Origin of the sequence: Stenotrophomonas sp. PAMC25021, assembly GCF_004795795.1 — a bacterium.
GTDB lineage: Bacteria > Pseudomonadota > Gammaproteobacteria > Xanthomonadales > Xanthomonadaceae > Stenotrophomonas > Stenotrophomonas muris.
On sequence record NZ_CP039255.1, the window covers coordinates 4,654,857 to 4,674,007 of the forward strand.

General features: G+C 66.1%; 14 protein-coding genes. 11 read left to right on the plus strand and 3 right to left on the minus strand.

All coding sequences use genetic code 11. The annotated features are described in order from the left end of the window. Window positions 1-88: 88 nt before the first annotated feature. The 10 genes from E5790_RS21600 to E5790_RS21645 all read left to right on the plus strand — a co-directional run bounded on the left by E5790_RS21600 (window position 89) and on the right by E5790_RS21645 (window position 12,619). Window positions 89-862: a flagellar brake protein gene (locus tag E5790_RS21600; protein ID WP_046430424.1), complete on the plus strand. Its 774-nt coding sequence runs from the start codon at window positions 89-91 to the stop codon at window positions 860-862. A gap of 183 nt (window positions 863-1,045) precedes the next feature. Further along, complete coding sequence (locus tag E5790_RS21605; RefSeq protein ID WP_014647021.1) at window positions 1,046-1,537, plus strand: chemotaxis protein CheW; 492 nt, start codon at window positions 1,046-1,048, stop codon at window positions 1,535-1,537. A 213-nt stretch (window positions 1,538-1,750) separates the two neighbouring features. Next, complete coding sequence (locus E5790_RS21610; protein WP_223224824.1) at window positions 1,751-2,056, plus strand: hypothetical protein; 306 nt, start codon at window positions 1,751-1,753, stop codon at window positions 2,054-2,056. Window positions 2,057-2,157: 101 nt separating this feature from the next. Next, window positions 2,158-4,533, plus strand: coding sequence for a methyl-accepting chemotaxis protein (locus E5790_RS21615; RefSeq protein WP_075076502.1), 2,376 nt, complete (start codon window positions 2,158-2,160; stop codon window positions 4,531-4,533). Window positions 4,534-5,360: 827 nt separating this feature from the next. Beyond that, window positions 5,361-7,631, plus strand: a complete 2,271-nt coding sequence (locus tag E5790_RS21620) for a methyl-accepting chemotaxis protein (protein ID WP_111206957.1) — start codon at window positions 5,361-5,363, stop codon at window positions 7,629-7,631. A gap of 37 nt (window positions 7,632-7,668) precedes the next feature. Then, on the plus strand, window positions 7,669-8,538 hold the full coding sequence (locus E5790_RS21625; protein WP_049407415.1) for a CheR family methyltransferase: 870 nt from the start codon (window positions 7,669-7,671) through the stop codon (window positions 8,536-8,538). After that, window positions 8,535-9,131, plus strand: a complete 597-nt coding sequence (cheD, locus tag E5790_RS21630; RefSeq protein WP_014037083.1) for a chemoreceptor glutamine deamidase CheD — start codon at window positions 8,535-8,537, stop codon at window positions 9,129-9,131. Before E5790_RS21625 ends, cheD begins: the two co-directional genes overlap by 4 nt. After that, window positions 9,128-10,201, plus strand: coding sequence for a chemotaxis response regulator protein-glutamate methylesterase (locus E5790_RS21635; RefSeq protein ID WP_014647016.1), 1,074 nt, complete (start codon window positions 9,128-9,130; stop codon window positions 10,199-10,201). Before cheD ends, E5790_RS21635 begins: the two co-directional genes overlap by 4 nt. 414 nt (window positions 10,202-10,615) lie before the next feature. Next, window positions 10,616-11,254: a hypothetical protein gene (locus E5790_RS21640; RefSeq protein WP_111206958.1), complete on the plus strand. Its 639-nt coding sequence runs from the start codon at window positions 10,616-10,618 to the stop codon at window positions 11,252-11,254. Window positions 11,255-11,473: 219 nt separating this feature from the next. Continuing rightward, a complete protein-coding gene (locus E5790_RS21645; RefSeq protein ID WP_229653759.1) occupies window positions 11,474-12,619 on the plus strand; it encodes an XVIPCD domain-containing protein in 1,146 nt (381 codons plus the stop codon). Window positions 12,620-12,763: 144 nt separating this feature from the next. Here E5790_RS21645 and acnB read toward each other — a convergent pair whose 3' ends face one another. From acnB to E5790_RS21660, 3 genes are read right to left on the minus strand one after another with little or no spacing between them, the layout of a single operon-like run. Next, window positions 12,764-15,355 carry a bifunctional aconitate hydratase 2/2-methylisocitrate dehydratase gene (gene acnB / locus E5790_RS21650; protein ID WP_014647014.1) on the minus strand — a complete coding sequence of 864 codons (2,592 nt, stop codon included), beginning with the start codon at window positions 15,353-15,355 and terminating at the stop codon, window positions 12,764-12,766. Between the two features lie 43 nt (window positions 15,356-15,398). Continuing rightward, a complete protein-coding gene (locus tag E5790_RS21655; protein WP_005416402.1) occupies window positions 15,399-15,797 on the minus strand; it encodes a type II toxin-antitoxin system VapC family toxin in 399 nt (132 codons plus the stop codon). 6 nt (window positions 15,798-15,803) lie between these two features. After that, window positions 15,804-16,028 (minus strand): AbrB/MazE/SpoVT family DNA-binding domain-containing protein, encoded by a 225-nt coding sequence (locus tag E5790_RS21660; protein WP_005409505.1) that lies wholly within the window; start codon window positions 16,026-16,028, stop codon window positions 15,804-15,806. Window positions 16,029-16,330: 302 nt separating this feature from the next. Between E5790_RS21660 and acnA the strand changes: the two genes are divergently transcribed. After that, window positions 16,331-19,084, plus strand: coding sequence for an aconitate hydratase AcnA (gene acnA / locus E5790_RS21665; protein WP_111206959.1), 2,754 nt, complete (start codon window positions 16,331-16,333; stop codon window positions 19,082-19,084). Window positions 19,085-19,151 lie beyond the last annotated feature (67 nt).

Genomic DNA, 19,151 nt, shown 5'->3' on the forward strand with positions numbered 1-19,151 from the left:
TCCCACTTCATAATCCGGTGCAGGAGCCGATATCCCCATCGAGCCTCGCGCCAATGCGTGCTGGCGCCCGCCCCTGACCGTAGATTCCATGTCCGACGGCAACGACACTGCAGTGCATGATGTCCACGCGGCTGATGCCGCGGACGAACGATTCCTGGTCCGCAACCCGCGCCAGCTGCGCCAGCTGCTGCGCTCGCTGATCGACCAGCGATCGCTGATCAACGCCCATATCGACGGCCGCGACCGTTCCTTCCCGACCGCCCTGCTCGACCTCGACGAAGACGAGGACTTCCTGCTGCTCGATGGCAGCCCACAGGAAGCCTCCAACCGCGCCGCCGAGCAGGCCGATCACCTGCTGTGCTTCGCCCAGCTCGAACGCGTGCTGGTACGGTTCCGGCTGCACGAACTGCAGCGCGTGGACAACGACGGCCATGTGGCCTTCCGTGCGCCGCTGCCTGACGAACTGGTGCACCTGCAGCGCCGCGAGCTGTACCGGCTGGAGACGCCGGTCACCGACTCGCCCCACCTGCTGCTGCCGCCTGGCGAAGCGCGCGCCGAAGCCCTGTCGATGCGCGTAGTGGACATCAGCGGTGGCGGCCTGGCCGTGGTGGTGCCCAATGACTGCGCGGTTTTTGGTCTGCAGAAGCGCTATCCGGCGCGGCTGTCGCTGCCGGACGGCCCCGACCTGGATATCGAACTGGTGGTCTGCAACCTGCTGCCGCAGCGTCAGCCCAATGGCATCGAGGTCAAGCGCGTGGGAATGCGCTTTGAATGCCTGCCACGCGGCGCCGACAGCGCCATCCAGCGCTACATCTTCCGCATCGACCGCCAGCGCAAGGCCCGCCGCAACGGCGAGCTCTGAGGCCGTCCGACCGGTAGTGCCGGCCGCCGGCCGGCAACCCTGGAACGCGTGCCGGGGTCAGATCCCTTTTCCCTGAAAAGGGATCTGACCCCATCCACGGCACTGCCCGGCACCTAAAGTCCCCCCCGGCGGGGCCGATATCGAGCCTGACACCGGGACTTCCGGCAGAACCAGGACCCCTCGATGAACGACAAGACCAGCTCCGCCGCCAGCGCCGGTGGCGAATTTCTCAGCTTCACCCTTGGTGATGAGCACTACGGCGTGGACATCCTCAAGGTGCAGGAAATCCGCGGCTACGACGCCGTCACCCGCGTGCCGGACGCCCCGGACTACATCAAGGGCGTGATCAACCTGCGCGGCACCATCGTCCCGGTCATCGACCTGCGCCTGAAGCTGCGCCTGGACAACGCCCGCTACGATGCCTTCACCGTGATGATCGTGCTGAACGTGGAAGACCGCGTGGTCGGCATCGTCGTCGACAGCGTCTCCGACGTGATCCCGCTGTCGGCCGAGCAGATCCGCCCGACCCCGGAATTCGGCGCCGCCGTCGACACCCGCTTCATCTCCGGCATCGGTACCCACGACGATCGCATGCTGATCCTGCTGGACATCGAGACCCTGCTCGACAGCGCCGACATGGGCCAGGCCAACCTCGCCGAAGACGTCGCTGCCTGAGCAACCGGAACTGCTTCACGTTCCAGTCACAAAACCCTTCAGTTCCCTTCGGCGGTGCCGATAGGGGGACAGAAGCCGGTCGCGCAGGAGCGCGCAGGACCGGCCCGATCGTTACCATCCCCGGAGATACCCTCGATGAAGTCCCTGTTTGCGTTCGTCTCGGCCGCTGTCCTGGCCACCACCGCCGCCTCCGCTTTCGCCCAGTCGGCCGACATGATCCCGCCGGAAATGGCGCCGCGTTCGGTCGGCAAGGACGGCATGGTCTGTGGCAAGGTCGAAAAGGCCCGTTACGCAGAAGGCTCCGAAGGCCAGCCGACCTTCCTGTACATGGGCGGCGCCTTCCCGCGCCACACCTTCTCGGCGCGTATCGCCGGCGAGAACCGCGGCAAGTTCTCCTTCCCGCTGGAAACCCTGGAAGGCAAGACCGTGTGCGTGATCGGCAAGATCCAGCGCGACGCCTCGCGTGCGGAAATCGAAGTCAGCTCGCCGGCCGGGCTGAAGCTGGCCAACATCAAGTAATCCGCCGTTCGTCGGACCACGCCGGGCCTGGTCCTGGCGTGGTTTCTGCTGCAACCGGGCCCGATGCCCGGGCGCGTCTGCCTTAGGAGCTCGCAACGCCCATGCCGTGGATCAACAACCTGAAACTGATGCCGAAACTGCTGCTGACCTTCGGCGTCCTCCTGCTGGTGATGCTGCTGCAGGGCATCGTCGCCTATCGCGGCCTGCATTCGCTGAACAACGTGACCACCGAGCTGGCCGGTTCACGCATGGAGAGCATCCGCATGGCCGGCGAGATGCGCGGCATGCTGGGCGAGTACCGCAATGCCGCCTACCAGCAGCTGATCCGCGCCAGCGATGACGTCAAGTCCGATGCGCGCAAGCAGGGCGTCGACCTGCGCGCCAGCATGGACAAGTCGATCAAGGAGTATCCGAAGCTGGTCGACAACCCGCAGCAGAAGAAGCTGTTCGACGCCTTCGCCAAGGAATGGAAGGACGCCCTGGCATCCTATGACAGCGTTACCGAGATGCTGGAACTGGACCTGCCGGACGACGCCATCGATACCTTCGTCGGCGAAACCCGCACCAAGCACCGCAAGGCCGCCTCCGCGCTGGAGGCGCTGATCGCCGAAGACAACCGCCTCGCCCGCGCCTCGCGCGAAGAGGCCGCATCCACCTACTCCGCCTCGGCCGTGCTGACCGTGATCGCCCTGCTGGGCGGCGCCGCGCTCGGCCTGGTGCTGGTGTGGCTGTTTGCCCGCGCCCTGGTCGGCAGCGTGCGTGGCGCCGTCTCGGTGGCCAACGACGTGGCCGGCGGCAAGCTCGATGGCCACATCGACGTCAGCCGCCAGGATGAAGTGGGCGAACTGATGCAGGCCATGCAGCGCATGCAGCGCGACCTGCGCGAGCGCATCGAGACCGACCAGGCCATCGCCCGCGAGAACCTGCGCATCCGTACCGCGCTGGACTACAGCTCGACCGGCGTCTACCTGACCGACACCAGCAACACCATCGTCTACAGCAACCGCGCCCTGCAGCAGACCCTGAGCCAGTACCAGGACGAACTGCGCCGCGACCTGCCGGACTTCGATGCGCAGGCTTCGCTGATCGGCAAGCCGGTCACCGTGCTCGAACACCGCGGCGAGATGGACCAGACCCTGCTGGGCAACCTGAAGGCACACGGCGTCGCCCGTCGCCCGATGCAGTACGGCGATGCCCAGTTCGCCCAGGTGGTCTCGACCATCCGCAATGAAGGCGGCGACACCGTCGGCTACGTGGTGGAATGGCGCGACCGTACCCAGGAAGCGCAGGTCGAAGCCGAAGTGGCCCGCGTGATCGCCCAGGCCGCCGCTGGCGACCTGTCCGGCCGCATCGATGCCAGCGACAAGGAAGGCTTCTTCCTGCAGCTGGCCCAGCAGATCAACGGCCTGCTGGACGCCAACGCCGGCAGCATCGAGCAGATCTCCGGCCTGCTGGCCGCGCTGTCGCAGGGCGACCTGACCGTGCGCATGCACGGCGATTACCAGGGCGTGTTCGCCCGCATGCGCGACGACGCCAACGCCACCGCCGCGCAGCTGAGCGAGATCGTCACCCGCATCAAGCAGTCCAGCCGCGCGATCAGCTCCGCTGCCGGTGAAATCGCCTCCGGCAACAGCGACCTGTCGCGCCGCACTGAGCAGCAGGCCGCCAACCTGGAAGAAACCGCCGCCTCGATGGAGGAACTGACCTCCACCGTGCGCCAGAACGCCGAGCACGCACGCCAGGCCAACCAGCTCGCCATCGGCGCGCACGGTGTCGCCTCGCAGGGCGGTGACGTGGTCGGCCAGGTGGTCACCACCATGTCGGCCATCGAAGCCTCGTCGAAGAAGATCGCCGAGATCATCTCGGTCATCGACGGCATTGCCTTCCAGACCAACATCCTGGCGCTGAACGCCGCAGTGGAAGCCGCGCGTGCCGGCGAACAGGGCCGCGGCTTTGCCGTGGTCGCCAGCGAAGTGCGCACCCTCGCCCAGCGCTCGGCCGCGGCCGCCAAGGAGATCAAGGGCCTGATCGACGACTCGGTCGGCAAGGTCAACGACGGCTCGGCGCTGGTGCACAAGGCCGGCGCGACCATGGGCGAGATCGTCGCCTCGGTGCAGCGCGTGACCGACATCATGGCCGAGATCTCCGCCGCCTCGCAGGAACAGAGCGCCGGCATCGAGCAGGTCAACCAGACCGTGGTGCAGATGGACGAAACCACGCAGCAGAACGCCGCGCTGGTGGAAGAAGCCACCGCCGCCGCACGTGCGATGGAAGAACAGGCCGGCCACCTCAGCGAGGCCGTGTCGATCTTCGTGGTGGACGAAGCCGAGGTCGTCGCCGCCCCGCGCGTCACCGCCCCGGCGCCGCGCGCCGCTGCACCGGCTGCCCCGGCCCCGGCTGCCCCGCCGGCCCGCCGCACGGCGGGTGGTCGCCCGATGGCCACCGAACTGGCCGACGGGGACTGGCAGGAGTTCTGATGCCTGCCTGACCTGAGTTACGAGAACGCCCTGGCCCTGTGCTGGGGCGTTTTTGTTTACGGGGTATCTGATTATCCAGCCAACGGCGAAGCCCCTCGGGGTGGTCGCTGAGAGCGGCGGACTTCCTTCGTTTGGGCCGGGAGGATGGGTTGCGCAGGGGACGCTGCAAGTACGTCTCTGTAAGCTCGGTCGCCGCTTGCACGTGTGCACTGTCCTGCGCACACGGCAAGACCGGGGTTGGGCGTCCTGCCCAACCCGCCCGAGGCATGCCTCGACCCCATGCGGCTCACGCCCCTGCGCAACCCACCCTCCCGGCCACGGACACTTCCCGTGCGCGTCCACCCCGGATTGAAGAAAGAAGAGCAAGAGCAACATCCGCGTTGCTTCCGGGGTCAGATCCGTTTTCCGCAGGAAAACGGATCTGACCCCTCTTTCCACCTGGAAACCCAATGCTCTTGCCGTCCGCCGAAGTGAAGCCCTGGCGGGCCGGGTCGGGGTGGGCAGGCAGGACCGTTGGCGCCATGGATGGCGCCATCGAGCCCCCATGGATGGGTTCACGGCGTGTCCTGCCTGCCCACCCCGACCCGGCCAACCCGTAGCTACCCATCGCCATGACCTGCCGTTGCCGTTGCCGTTGCCGTTGCCGTTGCCGTTGCTTCAAAAGCCTGCCGCAGGCAGCGCCGCAGCCGCCGCTGCAAGGAAACCTGAATACGTTCGGACACCGCACCTCAATCCCCCGCCCGCGCGGCCGATAACGGGGTTGTCACGGCGTATCCCGCCGCTGACCGGCACGGCGCCGCCCGCCCGCTTCGACCTGGTCCTGCTCGATGAATCTCCTGCATCGCTGGCAACACTACTTCCGCAATCTTTCCGTCCGGCGCAAGCTCAACCTGCTGACGCTGCTCATCGCGCTCGGCGTGATCGCGCTCTCGGTGATCGCCGCCCGCATGCAGTACCTGGACCTGACCGAAACCCGCAAGAGCGCGCTGAAGACCCAGGTCCAACTGAGCTACGGCATCCTGCAGCACTACCACCGCCTGGCCGGTACCGGCGAGCTCAGCGAAGAGGCCGCCAAGAGCGCCGCGCTGCAGGCGCTGGAGGTCATGCGCGCCGGGAACGATACCTACTACTTCAACATCTACGACACCGGCTACCGCCTGCTGATGCACCCGTTCCGCAAGGACCTGGTCGGCAAGGACATGAAGGACTTCCGTACCGACGACGGCGTACGGATCTACTACGACCAGGTCGAAGCGGCTCGCGCCGGCGGCGGCTTCGTCAACTACCGCTGGGCCAAGCCGGGCAGCAAGGGCGAGGTCGAGAAGGTCGCCTATGCCGGCCTGTTCGCGCCCTGGAACTGGGTGGTCAGCAGCGGCGTCTACATGGACGACGTGCAGAAACAGGCGCTGGTGTTCACCGCCATCATGGCGGTCTCTGGTGGCGTACTGGTGCTGATCGTGCTGGCCCTGAGCTGGGTCATCGGCAACCGCATCGCCGTGCCGCTGAAGCAGGCCACCGCCGTGGCCGAAGGCATCGCCGGCGGCAAGCTGGACAGCCACATCGGCCCGCAGCCGCACGACGAAACCGGCCGCCTGCTGGAGGCCATGGCCGGCATGCAGCAGCAGCTGCATGCAGTCATCACCGGCCAGCGCGAAATGGCGCGCCGTCATGACGGCGGCGAACTGAGCTACCGCATCGACGCCAGCGCCTTCCCCGGCGAGTACGGGCTGATGGTGCAGGAAACCAACGCCCTGGTCGGCGGCCACGTGCAGACCCTGCACGACGTGCTGGACGTGGTGCAGCAGTACGCGGTTGGCGATCTCAGCCGCGACATTGCACGCTACCCGGGCGAAAAGGCCGCGATGACAACCACCGTTGATACGGTCAAGGCCAACCTCGGCCGCATCAATGCCGAGATCAAGCAGCTGGCCAGCGCCGCCGCCGCCGGCGACTTCAGCCTCCGTGGCGATGCGCAGCGCTTCGATCACGATTTCCGCCTGATGCTGGAGAACCTCAACGCGATGATGGCGGTCAGCGATGACAACCTCGGCAAGCTCTCGCAGCTGCTGTCGGCCATCGCCGAAGGTGACCTGACCGCACGCATGCACGGTGATTACCAGGGCGTGTTCGCACGCATGCGCGACGATGCCAACACCACCGTTGCACAGCTGACCCAGATCGTCGGCCAGATCCAGGCCAGCGCCTCCAGCATCACCCTGGCCGCCGGCGAGATCGCCTCCGGCAACAGCGACCTGTCGCGCCGCACCGAGCAGCAGGCCGCCAATCTGGAAGAAACCGCCGCCTCGATGGAGGAACTGACCTCCACCGTGCGCCAGAACGCCGAGCACGCACGCCAGGCCAACCAGCTCGCCATCGGCGCGCACGGTGTCGCCTCGCAGGGCGGTGACGTGGTCGGCCAGGTGGTCACCACCATGTCGGCCATCGAAGCCTCGTCGAAGAAGATCGCCGAGATCATCTCGGTCATCGACGGCATTGCCTTCCAGACCAACATCCTGGCACTGAATGCCGCAGTGGAAGCCGCCCGTGCCGGTGAACAGGGTCGCGGCTTCGCCGTGGTCGCCAGCGAAGTGCGCACCCTTGCCCAGCGCTCGGCCGCCGCCGCCAAGGAGATCAAGGGCCTGATCGACGACTCGGTCGGCAAGGTTGCCGAAGGCTCGGCGCTGGTACACAAGGCCGGCGCGACCATGGGCGAGATCGTCGCCTCGGTGCAGCGCGTGACCGACATCATGGCCGAGATCTCTGCGGCCTCGCAGGAACAGTCGGCGGGCATCGAGCAGGTCAACCAGACCGTGGTGCAGATGGACGAAACCACCCAGCAGAATGCTGCGTTGGTGGAAGAAGCCACTGCTGCGGCACGCGCGATGGAGGACCAGGCCGGCCAGCTGGCTGACGCCGTGGCGATCTTCCGCCTCGACAACCAGGTGTCCGCCGCAGTGAAGGCCGTGGCCGCGCGCGCGGAGCCGGCCCGTATCACCACCGTGGCACGCCCGCAGCCGACCAGCACGCCCGCTCCGGTCCGCCGCAGCAGCAACGCCAGCACCTTCGCCGCCAGCGACAGCGACTGGCAGGAATTCTGAGACCCACCCGCGGCGGCTGCGGCCGCCGCCTCTGCCGATGGACACGTCCCCCGTGCAAAGTCCTACCCCCATCGTCACCGGCCCGCGCGAATTCGAGTTCGCCGACCGCGATTTCCGCCGCGTCTGCGACCTGATCTACCAGCGCGTGGGCATCGCCCTCGCGCCGGCAAAGCGCGACATGGTCTATGGCCGCCTGTCGCGCCGCCTGCGCACGCTGGGCATGCGCAGCTTCCAGCAGTACCTGGACCATCTGGAGCAGGAAGATGGTGACGAATGGCAGGCGTTCACCAACGCGCTGACCACCAACCTGACCTCGTTCTTCCGCGAACCGCATCACTTCGACAAGCTGCGCGAGGAACTCCAACAGCGCTCCAGCCGCGCCCCACTGCTGCTGTGGTCGTGCGCGGCGTCCACCGGCGAAGAGCCCTACTCGATGGCGATCACCGCCTGCGAGGCCTTCGGCACGTTGAAGCCGCCGGTACGCATCATTGCCACCGACGTCGATACCCAGGTGCTGGCCACCGCCGGCCGCGGCGTCTACAACATCGATCGCGTCGCCAGCCTCGATCCGGACCTGCGCCGCCGCTACTTCCAGCGCGGCAGCGGCCCCAACGAGGGCCAGTGCCGCGTGCTGCCGGCGCTGCGCGAACTGATCGAGTTCCGCCCATTGAACCTGCTCGCCCCGCGCTACGACGTCGGCGGCCCGTTCGACGCGCTGTTCTGCCGCAACGTGATGATCTACTTCGACAAGCCGACCCAGCGCGCCATCCTCGGTCGCCTGGTCCAGCACCTGGCCGATGACGGCCTGCTCTACACCGGCCATTCGGAGAACTACCTGCACGCCGCCGACCTGATCCAGCCCTGCGGCCGCACCCTGTACCGCCGTGCGGCAAAGGCCGGCGCATGAATGCCTCGCTGCGTACCGACGATGTGATGCGCTACCAGGATGCGCGCTTCCAGACCATCGCCGCCAAGCTGCTGCCGACCCAATACCTGGTGGTCGATGACACCACTGCGCTGACCACCACGCTGGGCTCCTGCGTGGCGGCGTGCCTGCGCGACCCGGTGCTGAAGATCGGCGGCATGAACCACTTCCTGCTGCCGGAGGGCAACGCCGGTGACGGCGCACCCGCACGCTACGGCAGCTATGCGATGGAACTGCTGATCAACGACATGCTCAAGCGGGGCGCCCACCGCAAGCGCATCGAAGCCAAGGTGTTCGGCGGCGCCAACGTGCTCAAGGGCTTCACCAGCAATCCAGTGGGCACCCGCAACGCCGAGTTCGTGCGCCAGTACCTGCAGGCCGAGCACATCCCGATCATCGCCGAGGACCTGTGCGGCATCCATCCGCGCAAGATCTGGTTCTTCGCTGACACCGGCCGCGTGGTGGTGCAGCGCCTGCCGCATGCGCATGAGGCCGAAGTGGCCGCCACCGAATCGGCGGTGCGTGCGCGCCTGTCCAAGGCGCCGGTCACCGGTGGCGTGGAGCTGTTCGAATGACCTTTACCGGCAACGCCCCCTGCCGGGTGCTGATCGTCGACGACTCTGCCGTCGTGCGCCAGATGCTCACCGAGATCCTGTCCAGCGATCCCGCCATCGACGTGGTCGGCACCGCCGCCGACCCGCTGCTGGCCCGTGAAAAGATCAAGCGACTGGCCCCGGACGTGATCACCTTGGACGTGGAAATGCCGCGCATGGACGGGCTGGCGTTCCTGGAAAACCTGATGCGCCTGCACCCGTTGCCGGTGGTGATGATCTCCTCGCTCACCGAGCGCGGCGCCGACACCACCCTGCAGGCACTGGCGCTGGGCGCCGTGGATTTTGTGTCCAAGCCGAAGTTGGACGTGGCCCGCGGCCTGCAGGGCTACGCCGACGAGATCATCGCCAAGGTCAAGATGGCGGCGCGCTCGCGGGTACGTCCGCTGGTGCGCGCTGCCGCGCCGAAGCTCATGCTGGACGCCGCGCCCGCGATACGCCCGGCCGCGCCGCAGTTCCGCACCACCGACCGGCTGATCGCGATCGGTTCCTCGGCGGGCGGCACCGAAGCGCTGCGCGTGGTGCTGGAAGGCATGCCTGCCGACGCGCCCGCCGTGGTGATGACCCAGCACCTGCCGGCCAGCTTCAGCAGTGCCTTCGCCGAACGCCTGGACCGCCACTCGGCGATGGCGGTACGTGAGGCCAGCGACGGCGAAGCGGTGCTGCCCGGCCACGCCTACCTGCCGCCGGGCGGCAAGCACCTGCGGATCATCCGCGACGGTGCGCGCTGGCGCTGCCGCGTCGACGATGGCCCGGCAGTGAACCGCCACAAGCCGGCAGTGGACGTGCTGTTCCGTTCGGTCGCGCAGAACGCCGGTGGCAACGCCATCGGCGCCATCCTCACCGGCATGGGCGACGACGGCGCACGCGGCCTGCTGGAAATGCGCCAGGCCGGCGCGCCGACGTTGGTGCAGGACGAAGCCACCAGCGTGGTCTGGGGCATGCCGGGTGCCGCGTTCAAGCTGGGCGCGGCCGAGGAACAGGTGCCGCTGGAGCGGATCGCCGAGCGATTGCTCGCCCTCGCCCGCGGCTGACAGGTCCCTGTAGAGCCGAGCCCATGCTCGGCTCTGCACCCTGCTGAACACCTCCAAGAGACGTCAGGCGCAATTGCCGATCCGCCGGCAGCACCTTCGACCATTGATGTTTCAACGGCGCTGCTCGAGGCTGGACCCTGCCGCAAGCCATGCGCGCCAAACGGGAGGCCCGCAGGACACCGACTTGGAGCGCGGCTGGAGCGGGTCGTATAGTCAGGTATCGCACAGCAATGGAACGCCGATGAACGTTACCCCGCAAGGCCGCGCTGCTCGGGTACGCAGGGAGGGAGGTCCGGGTAACGGGCAATACCCACTGCGCAACCTGTCGCATTTGCCCGGATGGGGCGCCGTCGTTCGTGATGAGACCGCATGTTCCAAGGATCAAGGAAAATCCTGCAGCGACATGGACCGCTCATGCTGAAAGTTCTCCCGCCCCTTGCTCACGTTGCGTTGATCGCCTCGATCACACTGGCCGTTCCGGGCTGCAACAAGGAACGCTCATACCCGGTCTATCGCGAGAATCCGGCGCCAAAGGATGCGCTGCCGATTGTGATTCGGGTCCATGATGCACCCGTGGATGTCCCCGTTCCTTCGGTCTTCGTCACGTATGAGATAGACCCACTCTGTCTCCCTCCGGTCAACAATTGGGAGGGGGTGCAGTACGAGCCGAACCAGCACAAGGTTGAGCTTCAGGCGCAGCGCCTCAGTGCAACTGAATTCAGCAGTGTTGTTTTCAACGACGGTATGGAAGTTGCCGACTATTACGGTCGTGGCCCGTGCACTTGGACGCCCGTGCTCGTGGAAGCTTCATTCGCCTTCATCATCGATGATCGCCCTATCCAAGCAACCGCATGGACTTCATTCACAAAGCTTGAAACCGAGAAACTCGCTACTACCTACGTACATCGCGCCTTGCGCCCCATGACTTCAGGGGGATCGCCAGAGTGGACGCCTACCGAGCCTTCGACTTGGTACGAGAAGATGCCTCAAGATAAGCGAAAGGATTACTTCCCAATCGAAATCTCCACACGGACTGAAGGAACAGCCCAATGAATCCTGGAGCAAATGCAGCCCTCTCAGATCATGTCTACAAGGATCCGCTCCCTGCGCCCAAGGCCATTGTTACCATTGCCGGGACGGAATATCGTGTGTTGGCCAGCCTAAACTCCGCCACCGGCTACCAAGGCGTCAAGAGTCAACGCACAACTCGGCGATGCCCTCGCACTCACCAAGCAGGCGATCGATCTGGCTAAAGAGAATGGGTATGGTCCGGTGTACGTCACCGGCCACTCGCTGGGCGGCGCGCTCGCCCAGATCACTGCACACCACTACAACCTCCCCGGCGACGCATTCAATCCTTACGCTGCTGCCGGGCTGGCGTATCGCCTTCCTGAGGGCCAGCCGGCCAACGCGGCGCCCTTCACCAACCATGTGATGGCAGGCGACCTGGTCAGCGCGGGCGGTCCTCATTACGGCAAGGTCGAGATGTATGCGCTGCCCACGGAACTGGAGGTCCTGCGCAACGCCGAGCACGGCCAGCGCATCGCCTCGCTTGGAACACCTGGGATGAAAAGCGGCCATGTCATGTCCGCCGCAGTGGCGGTCCAGTTGGGCGACTCCCATCGATTGGTTCATTTCCTTGATCGCGTGACCGACAAGGGCCCGGTGCAGTCTGTACTGGACAATCCCCAGGCCCGGATCACAGATCCCGAAGACCTGCGCCGGATTGCCGACTACCGCAGTGATGTTCATCAGTTGCGCGCAGGCGCGACCATGCTTGTCGGCGGCGGACCTGGCCTGCTGCGCGACGGGGTCAATTACCTGCGCGGTATTGAGGAAGCCGGTGCATATGCCCGCCGCGAGGCTGAAGCGGAGCAGCGGGCCCAGAATGCGCTCAGGCCGGGGGAGCAACTGACCCAGGATGCAACCGACAAGGGCTCGCCCTCTCTCGGCAATCCCGGCTTCTCTCCCAGGAGTCCATTGCAGGAGAGCATTGAGTCAACCTTGGACAAGGCAGGCTTGGATCCCAGGAAGGAAGGCCATCCAGACCATGTGCTCTACCAGCAGATCCGCGATGGTGTATCCGCCGTGGATGCCAGGCACGGGCGCAGCTTCGATGAAACCAGTGAGCGCATGACGGCCAGCCTGCTTGCGACGGCCAAGAGCAGCGGCCTCGAACGCGTTGATCATGTGGTCCTGGGCATTCCACCCAGCGATGGCTCGGGCCCTCGCCTGTTCGTTGTGCAGGGAGCACCGGGCAATCCGGCACACCTGCGGGCGTCGGTTCCGATCAGCGAGGCAATCAATACGCCGGTGGAGCAGTCGATCGCCAAGGCCGAACAGATTGCGCAGGCACAGCAGGTCGGTCAGCAAGACCACGCCCAGGAGCAGACCCGAACCGCGATGCGCATGGGCTAGGCCACCTGGCCGGGCACAATAAAAACCCGGCTTTCACCGGAGGTTCTTCGTTTCAACGGGTTGTCGGCCAGCGGCCGGCACTACCATGCGTCATCCGCCCACAAAAAAACCCCCGGCGCGAGCCGGGGGTTTTCAGTTACCGCATCAGGCAGCGACCGTCTTGGCCACGTCCTGGTATTCCTCGATCTGGTCGAAGTTCATGTAGCGGTAGATCTCCGCGCCATTGGCGTTGATCACGCCGATGTCCGCCATGTACTCCTCCTTGGTCGGGATGCGGCCCAGGCGCGAGCAGATCGCCGCCAGTTCCGCCGAACCCAGGTACACGTTGGTGTTGCGGCCCAAGCGGTTCGGGAAGTTGCGGGTCGAGGTCGACATCGCGGTGGAGCCTTCGCGGATCTGCGCCTGGTTGCCCATGCACAGAGAGCAGCCCGGCATTTCCATGCGCGCGCCGGTAGCGCCGAAGGTGCCGTACACGCCTTCCTTGGTCAGCTCCGAAGCATCCATCTTGGTCGGCGGGGCCACCCACAGGCGGGTCGGCAGGTCACGCTTGCCTTCCAGCAGCTTCGCAGCGGCGCGGAAGTGACCGATGTTGGTCATGCACGAACCGATGAACACTTCGTCGATCTTGGCACCGGCCACTTCGGACAGGGTCTTCACGTCGTCCGGGTCGTTCGGGCAGGCCACGATCGGCTCGTGGATGTCGGCCAGGTCGATCTCGATGACGGCGGCGTATTCGGCGTCGGCATCCGGCTCCAGCAGCTGCGGGTTGGCCAGCCAAGCTTCCATCTTCTCGATGCGACGCTGCAGCGAACGCGGGTCCTGGTAACCCTCGGCAATCATCCACTTCAGCAGCGTGATGTTGCTGGTCAGGTACTCGATGATCGGTTCCTTGTTCAGGCGCACCGAGCAACCGGCCGCCGAACGCTCGGCCGAGGCATCGGACAGCTCGAACGCCTGTTCGACCTTCAGCTCCGGCAGGCCTTCGATTTCCAGGATGCGACCGGAGAAGATGTTCTTCTTGCCCGCCTTGGCCACGGTCAGCAGGCCCGACTTGATCGCGTACAGCGGGATCGCGTTGACCAGGTCACGCAGGGTCACGCCCGGCTGCATCTTGCCCTTGAAGCGCACCAGCACCGACTCCGGCATGTCCAGCGGCATCACGCCGGTGGCCGCGGCGAAGGCGACCAGGCCCGAACCGGCCGGGAACGAAATACCCACCGGGAAACGGGTGTGCGAGTCACCACCGGTGCCGACGGTGTCCGGCAGCAGCATGCGGTTGAGCCAGCTGTGGATCACGCCGTCGCCCGGGCGCAGCGAAACGCCGCCACGGGTGGAGATGAACTCCGGCAGGGTGTGGTGGGTCTTCACGTCCACCGGCTTCGGGTACGCGGCGGTATGGCAGAACGACTGCATCACCAGGTCGGCCGAGAAGCCCAGGCACGCCAGGTCCTTCAGCTCGTCGCGGGTCATCGGGCCGGTGGTGTCCTGCGAGCCCACCGAGGTCATCTTCGGTTCGCAGTAGGTGCCCGGGCGCATGCCCTGGCCTTCCGGCAGGCCACAGGCGCGGCCGACCATCTTCTGCGCCAGCGAGAAGCCCTTGCCGGTGTCGACCGGCTGCACCGGCAGGCGGAACAGATCGGTCGGGGCCAGGCCCAGCGCTTCGCGCGCCTTGCCGGTCAGGCCACGGCCGATGATCAGCGGAATGCGGCCACCGGCACGCACTTCGTCGAACAGCACGTCGGACTTGACCTGGAACTCGGCGATCACTTCACCGTTCTTCAGCGCCTTGCCTTCATACGGACGCAGCTCGACCACATCGCCGTGTTCCATCTTCGACACGTCCAGCTCGATCGGCAGCGCGCCGGCATCTTCCATGGTGTTGTAGAAGATCGGGGCGATCTTCGAACCCAGGCAGACGCCACCGGCGCGCTTGTTCGGGATGAACGGAATGTCGTCGCCGGTCCACCACAGCACGCTGTTGGTGGCCGACTTGCGCGAGGAACCGGTGCCGACCACGTCGCCGACGTAGGCGACCAGATGGCCCTTGTCCTTCAGGTCGAGGATCTGCTGGATCGGACCGCGCTTGCCGTCTTCTTCCGGGGTGAACGGCGCGTCGTCGCGCTTGTTCTTCAGCATCGCCAGGGCGTGCATCGGAATGTCCGGGCGGGTGGTCGCGTCCGGTGCCGGCGACAGGTCGTCGGTATTGGTCTCGCCCGGCACCTTGAACACGGTGACGGTCAGGCTCTGCGGCACTTCCGGATTGCTGGTGAACCACTCGGCATCGGCCCAGCTCTGCAGCACGGCCTGGGCGTTGGCGTTGCCGGCCTTGGCCTTTTCCTGCACGTCATGGAACGCATCGAACACCAGCAGGGTCTTCTTCAGGCCGTTGGCGGCGATGGTGCCGACGCTGGCGTCGTCCAGCAACTGCACCAGCGGGGCGACGTTGTAACCGCCGAGCATGGTGCCCAGCAGTTCGGTGGCGCGCTCGCGGCTGATCAGCGGGTTCTGCTCGCTGCCCAGGGCGATCGCCGCCAGGTACGAGGCCTTGACCTTGGCCGCGTCATCGACACCGGCCGGCACGCGATGGGTCAGCAGGTCGAGCAGGAACTCGGCCTCGCCCTGCGGCGGGTTCTTCAGCAGTTCGATGACATCGGCCGTCTGCTGCGCGCTCAGCGGCAGCGGCGGGATGCCAAGCGCAGCGCGCTCGGCGACGTGGTGGCGGTAGGCTTCCAACATGACAACTCCCGGGTAATGCGTAGGTTGAAATAACAAAGTGGGCTCAGGCGTGCGGCACGATCAGCTTCAGGCCCTTGAAGTAGTCGCGGTAAAACGTGTCGTTCCAGGTGATCAGGCCGTCACACTGCAGCAGTGCGTGGGCGCCGACCATGAATTCGTCCAGGCTGCGGCGGCTGCCGCCACGCTGGCGATGACGGCGGTGCATCTCGCCGGCGCGCAGCGCCGACTTGGCTTCCATCGGGTTGAAGTGCACGCCCATTTCTTCCAGCGCTTCGAGCACCTCGGCGCCGCCGCGCAGCGATGCGCAGACCTCGGCCAGGGTCGCGCCACAGACCACCACGCGGCCACCGACCAGGCTCTGCCGGAGGATGGCTTCCACGGCATCGGCCTGCGGACCATTGCTGAGCAGCTCGACCAGCACCGGTGAATCGACGGCGATCATCACGGCTTATTCCTCGTCACGCACCGCGCGTACCGCTGCGTCGGACGATTCGAAGCCGTCCAGCGCAAACTTGCCGCGCGCCCGTGAAATCGCATCGTCAACACTCTTGCGCAGGATGATGCGGCTGCCGTCCAGCTCGACCTTCAGCAGCGTGCCCTTGGTCAGGCCGAGGGCATCACGCACCGCCTTGGGCAGGGTGATCTGTCCGCGTTCTGCAACAGTGGCTTCCATCGGTAGGCCCTCCAGAGTATGCACAAATTATACATACTTCCCCGGGCATACTTCCACCCTGAACAGGACCGGCGCCCCGCCAGCCCTTGCCTCGCAAAGGATCGGCCACAAACGTGACATACGCCATACACCTTCCCCTGTAGTCTGGAACCGCTGCCGCAGGCCGGAACCCGGCCCGGATGAATCCATTCAGTCTGAGGTTCATACTGGGACGACCGGGGCCGTCAGGCCCGCGGCGACCGCAAGCAGGCCCGCCCATGCGCGGGCCACTGCAAGCCATCCGCAAGAAGGAGTTACCCCGCATGAGCGATTCGTTCTCCACCCGCAGCCAGCTGAACGTCGGCGGCAAGACCTACGACTACTTCAGCCTGCCCACGCTGGGCCAGCGCTTCGATATCTCCCACCTGCCCTACTCGATGAAGATCCTGCTGGAGAACCTGCTCCGGCACGAGGACGGCGGTATCACCGTCGGCAAGGACCACATCGAAGCCGTGGCCCGCTGGAACCCGGCGGCCGAGCCGGACACCGAGATCGCCTTCATGCCGGCGCGCGTGGTCCTGCAGGACTTCACCGGCGTGCCCTGCGTGGTCGACCTGGCCGCGATGCGCGACGCGGTCGTCAAGCTGGGCGGCTCGCCGGAGCAGATCAACCCGCAGATCCCCTCCGAACTGGTCATCGACCACTCGGTGCAGGTCGATGTGTTCGGCAAGCCGGACGCGCTGGACCTCAACGGCAAGATCGAGTTCCAGCGCAACCAGGAACGCTACGGCTTCCTGCGCTGGGGCCAGAAGGCCTTCGACAACTTCAAGGTGGTGCCGCCGAACACCGGCATCGTCCACCAGGTAAACCTGGAGAACCTGGCCCGCGTAGTGATGACCGCCGACAGGGACGGCAAGGCGGTCGCCTACCCCGATACCGTGTTCGGTACCGACAGCCACACCACCATGATCAACGGCATCGGCGTGCTTGGCTGGGGCGTGGGCGGCATCGAAGCCGAGGCCGCCATGCTCGGCCAACCGTCGTCGATGCTGATTCCGCAGGTGGTCGGCTTCAAGCTGACCGGCAAGCTGCCCGAGGGTGCCACCGCTACGGACCTGGTGCTGACCGTCACCCAGATGCTGCGCAAGCTGGGCGTCGTCGGCAAGTTCGTCGAGTTCTACGGTGACGGCCTGCAGCACCTGCCGCTGGCCGACCGAGCCACCATCGGCAACATGGCCCCGGAGTACGGCGCCACCTGCGGCATCTTCCCGATCGACGCCGAATCGCTGAACTACCTGCGCCTGTCCGGCCGCAGCGAAGAGCAGATCGACCTGGTCGAAGCCTATGCCAAGGCACAGGGCCTGTGGCACGAACCGGGCAGCCCGCATGCCCAGTACAGCACCACGCTGGAACTGGACATGGGCACGGTGAAGCCGTCGCTGGCCGGCCCGAAGCGTCCGCAGGACCGCGTGCTGCTGGAGGACGTGCAGAAGAACTACCGCGAAGCACTGGTTGGCATGACCAGCAACCGCGACAAGCGCAGTGATGATGTTTCCTCGTTCGTCAATGAAGGCGGCGGCGCGGCGGTCGGCAACGAGCAGCTGGCCAAGGGCTTCGCCGACATCGAGATCGAAGGCCGCAAGGTGCGGCTGAAGGATGGCGCGGTGGTCATCGCCGCCATCACCTCCTGCACCAATACCTCCAACCCGGCGGTGATGATCGGTGCCGGCCTGCTGGCCCGCAATGCGGCCGCCAAGGGCCTGAACCGCCAGCCGTGGGTGAAGACCTCGCTCGGGCCGGGCTCGCGCGTGGTCACGGACTACCTGGAAAAGGCCGGCGTGCTGAAGGAGCTGGAGAAGATCGGCTTCTACGTGGTCGGCTACGGCTGCACCACCTGCATCGGCAACTCCGGCCCGCTGCCGACCGAAGTCAGCGCCGGCATCGCCACCGGCGACCTGGTGGTCACCTCGGTGCTGTCGGGCAACCGCAACTTCGAGGGTCGCGTGCACCCCGAAGTGAAGATGAACTACCTGGCAAGCCCGCCGCTGGTGGTGGCCTATGCCATCGCCGGCACCACCGACATCGACCTGACCACCCAGCCGCTGGGCACCGGCAGCGATGGCCAGCCGGTGTTCCTGCGCGACATCTGGCCGAGCAACAAGGAAATCGGCGATGTCATCGCCGCCACCATCGGCCCGGAGATGTTCAAGCAGAACTACGCCGACGTGTTCAAGGGCGACACCCGCTGGAACACCATCGCCTCGCCGGACGGCAACCTGTACGCGTGGAGCGATGCCTCCACCTACATCAAGAACCCGCCGTACTTCGATGGCATGACCATGCAGACCGGCAGCATCGACGACGTGCACGGCGCACGCGTGATGGGCCTGTTCGGCGATTCGATCACCACCGACCACATCTCCCCGGCCGGCAACATCAAGAAGGACTCGCCGGCGGGCCGCTTCCTGCAGGAACGCGGCGTGCAGCCGGCCGACTTCAACAGCTACGGCAGCCGCCGCGGCAACGACGACGTCATGGTCCGCGGCACCTTCGCCAACATCCGCATCAAGAACCTGATGTTCGGTGGCGAGGAAGGCGGCAACACCCTGTACTACCCCGCCGGTGGTGGCCAGCCGGAGAAGCTGGCGATCTACGATGCGGCCATGAAGTACAAGGCCGACAAGGTGCCGCTGGTGGTGCTGGCCGGCAAGGAATACGGCACCGGTTCGTCGCGCGACTGGGCGGCCAAGGGCACCCTGCTGCTGGGGGTGAAGGCGGTCATCGCCGAAAGCTTCGAGCGCATCCACCGCTCCAACCTGGTCGGCATGGGCGTGCTGCCGCTGCAGTTCCGCAACGGCGAGAACGCGCAGAGCCTGGGCCTGGACGGCTCGGAAGTGATCGACATCACCGGCCTGCAGGACGGTGCCAGCAAGCGCGCCACGGTCACCGCGACCAAGGCCGATGGCACGAAGAAGACCTTCGAGGTCTCGGTGATGCTGCTGACCCCGAAGGAAGTCGAGTACTTCCGTCATGGCGGCCTGCTGCAGTACGTGCTGCGCCAGCTGGCAGCCAAGTAACGGAAAAGGGCCGGATCCTTGCGGGTCCGGCCCTTTCCGTCTGCGATGCCCCCCCTGTAGAGCCGAG

What these genes read in the sequence shown, in the direction of transcription:
- E5790_RS21600 (WP_046430424.1), top strand. Translation starts at nt 89, where the DNA reads ATGTCCGACGGCAACGACACTGCAGTGCATGATGTCCACGCGGCTGAT.
- E5790_RS21605 (WP_014647021.1), top strand. Translation starts at nt 1,046, where the DNA reads ATGAACGACAAGACCAGCTCCGCCGCCAGCGCCGGTGGCGAATTTCTC.
- E5790_RS21610 (WP_223224824.1), top strand. Translation starts at nt 1,751, where the DNA reads ATGATCCCGCCGGAAATGGCGCCGCGTTCGGTCGGCAAGGACGGCATG.
- E5790_RS21615 (WP_075076502.1), top strand. Translation starts at nt 2,158, where the DNA reads ATGCCGTGGATCAACAACCTGAAACTGATGCCGAAACTGCTGCTGACC.
- E5790_RS21620 (WP_111206957.1), top strand. Translation starts at nt 5,361, where the DNA reads ATGAATCTCCTGCATCGCTGGCAACACTACTTCCGCAATCTTTCCGTC.
- E5790_RS21625 (WP_049407415.1), top strand. Translation starts at nt 7,669, where the DNA reads ATGGACACGTCCCCCGTGCAAAGTCCTACCCCCATCGTCACCGGCCCG.
- cheD (WP_014037083.1), top strand. Translation starts at nt 8,535, where the DNA reads ATGAATGCCTCGCTGCGTACCGACGATGTGATGCGCTACCAGGATGCG.
- E5790_RS21635 (WP_014647016.1), top strand. Translation starts at nt 9,128, where the DNA reads ATGACCTTTACCGGCAACGCCCCCTGCCGGGTGCTGATCGTCGACGAC.
- E5790_RS21640 (WP_111206958.1), top strand. Translation starts at nt 10,616, where the DNA reads ATGCTGAAAGTTCTCCCGCCCCTTGCTCACGTTGCGTTGATCGCCTCG.
- acnB (WP_014647014.1), bottom strand. Translation starts at nt 15,355, where the DNA reads ATGTTGGAAGCCTACCGCCACCACGTCGCCGAGCGCGCTGCGCTTGGC.
- E5790_RS21655 (WP_005416402.1), bottom strand. Translation starts at nt 15,797, where the DNA reads ATGATCGCCGTCGATTCACCGGTGCTGGTCGAGCTGCTCAGCAATGGT.
- E5790_RS21660 (WP_005409505.1), bottom strand. Translation starts at nt 16,028, where the DNA reads ATGGAAGCCACTGTTGCAGAACGCGGACAGATCACCCTGCCCAAGGCG.
- acnA (WP_111206959.1), top strand. Translation starts at nt 16,331, where the DNA reads ATGAGCGATTCGTTCTCCACCCGCAGCCAGCTGAACGTCGGCGGCAAG.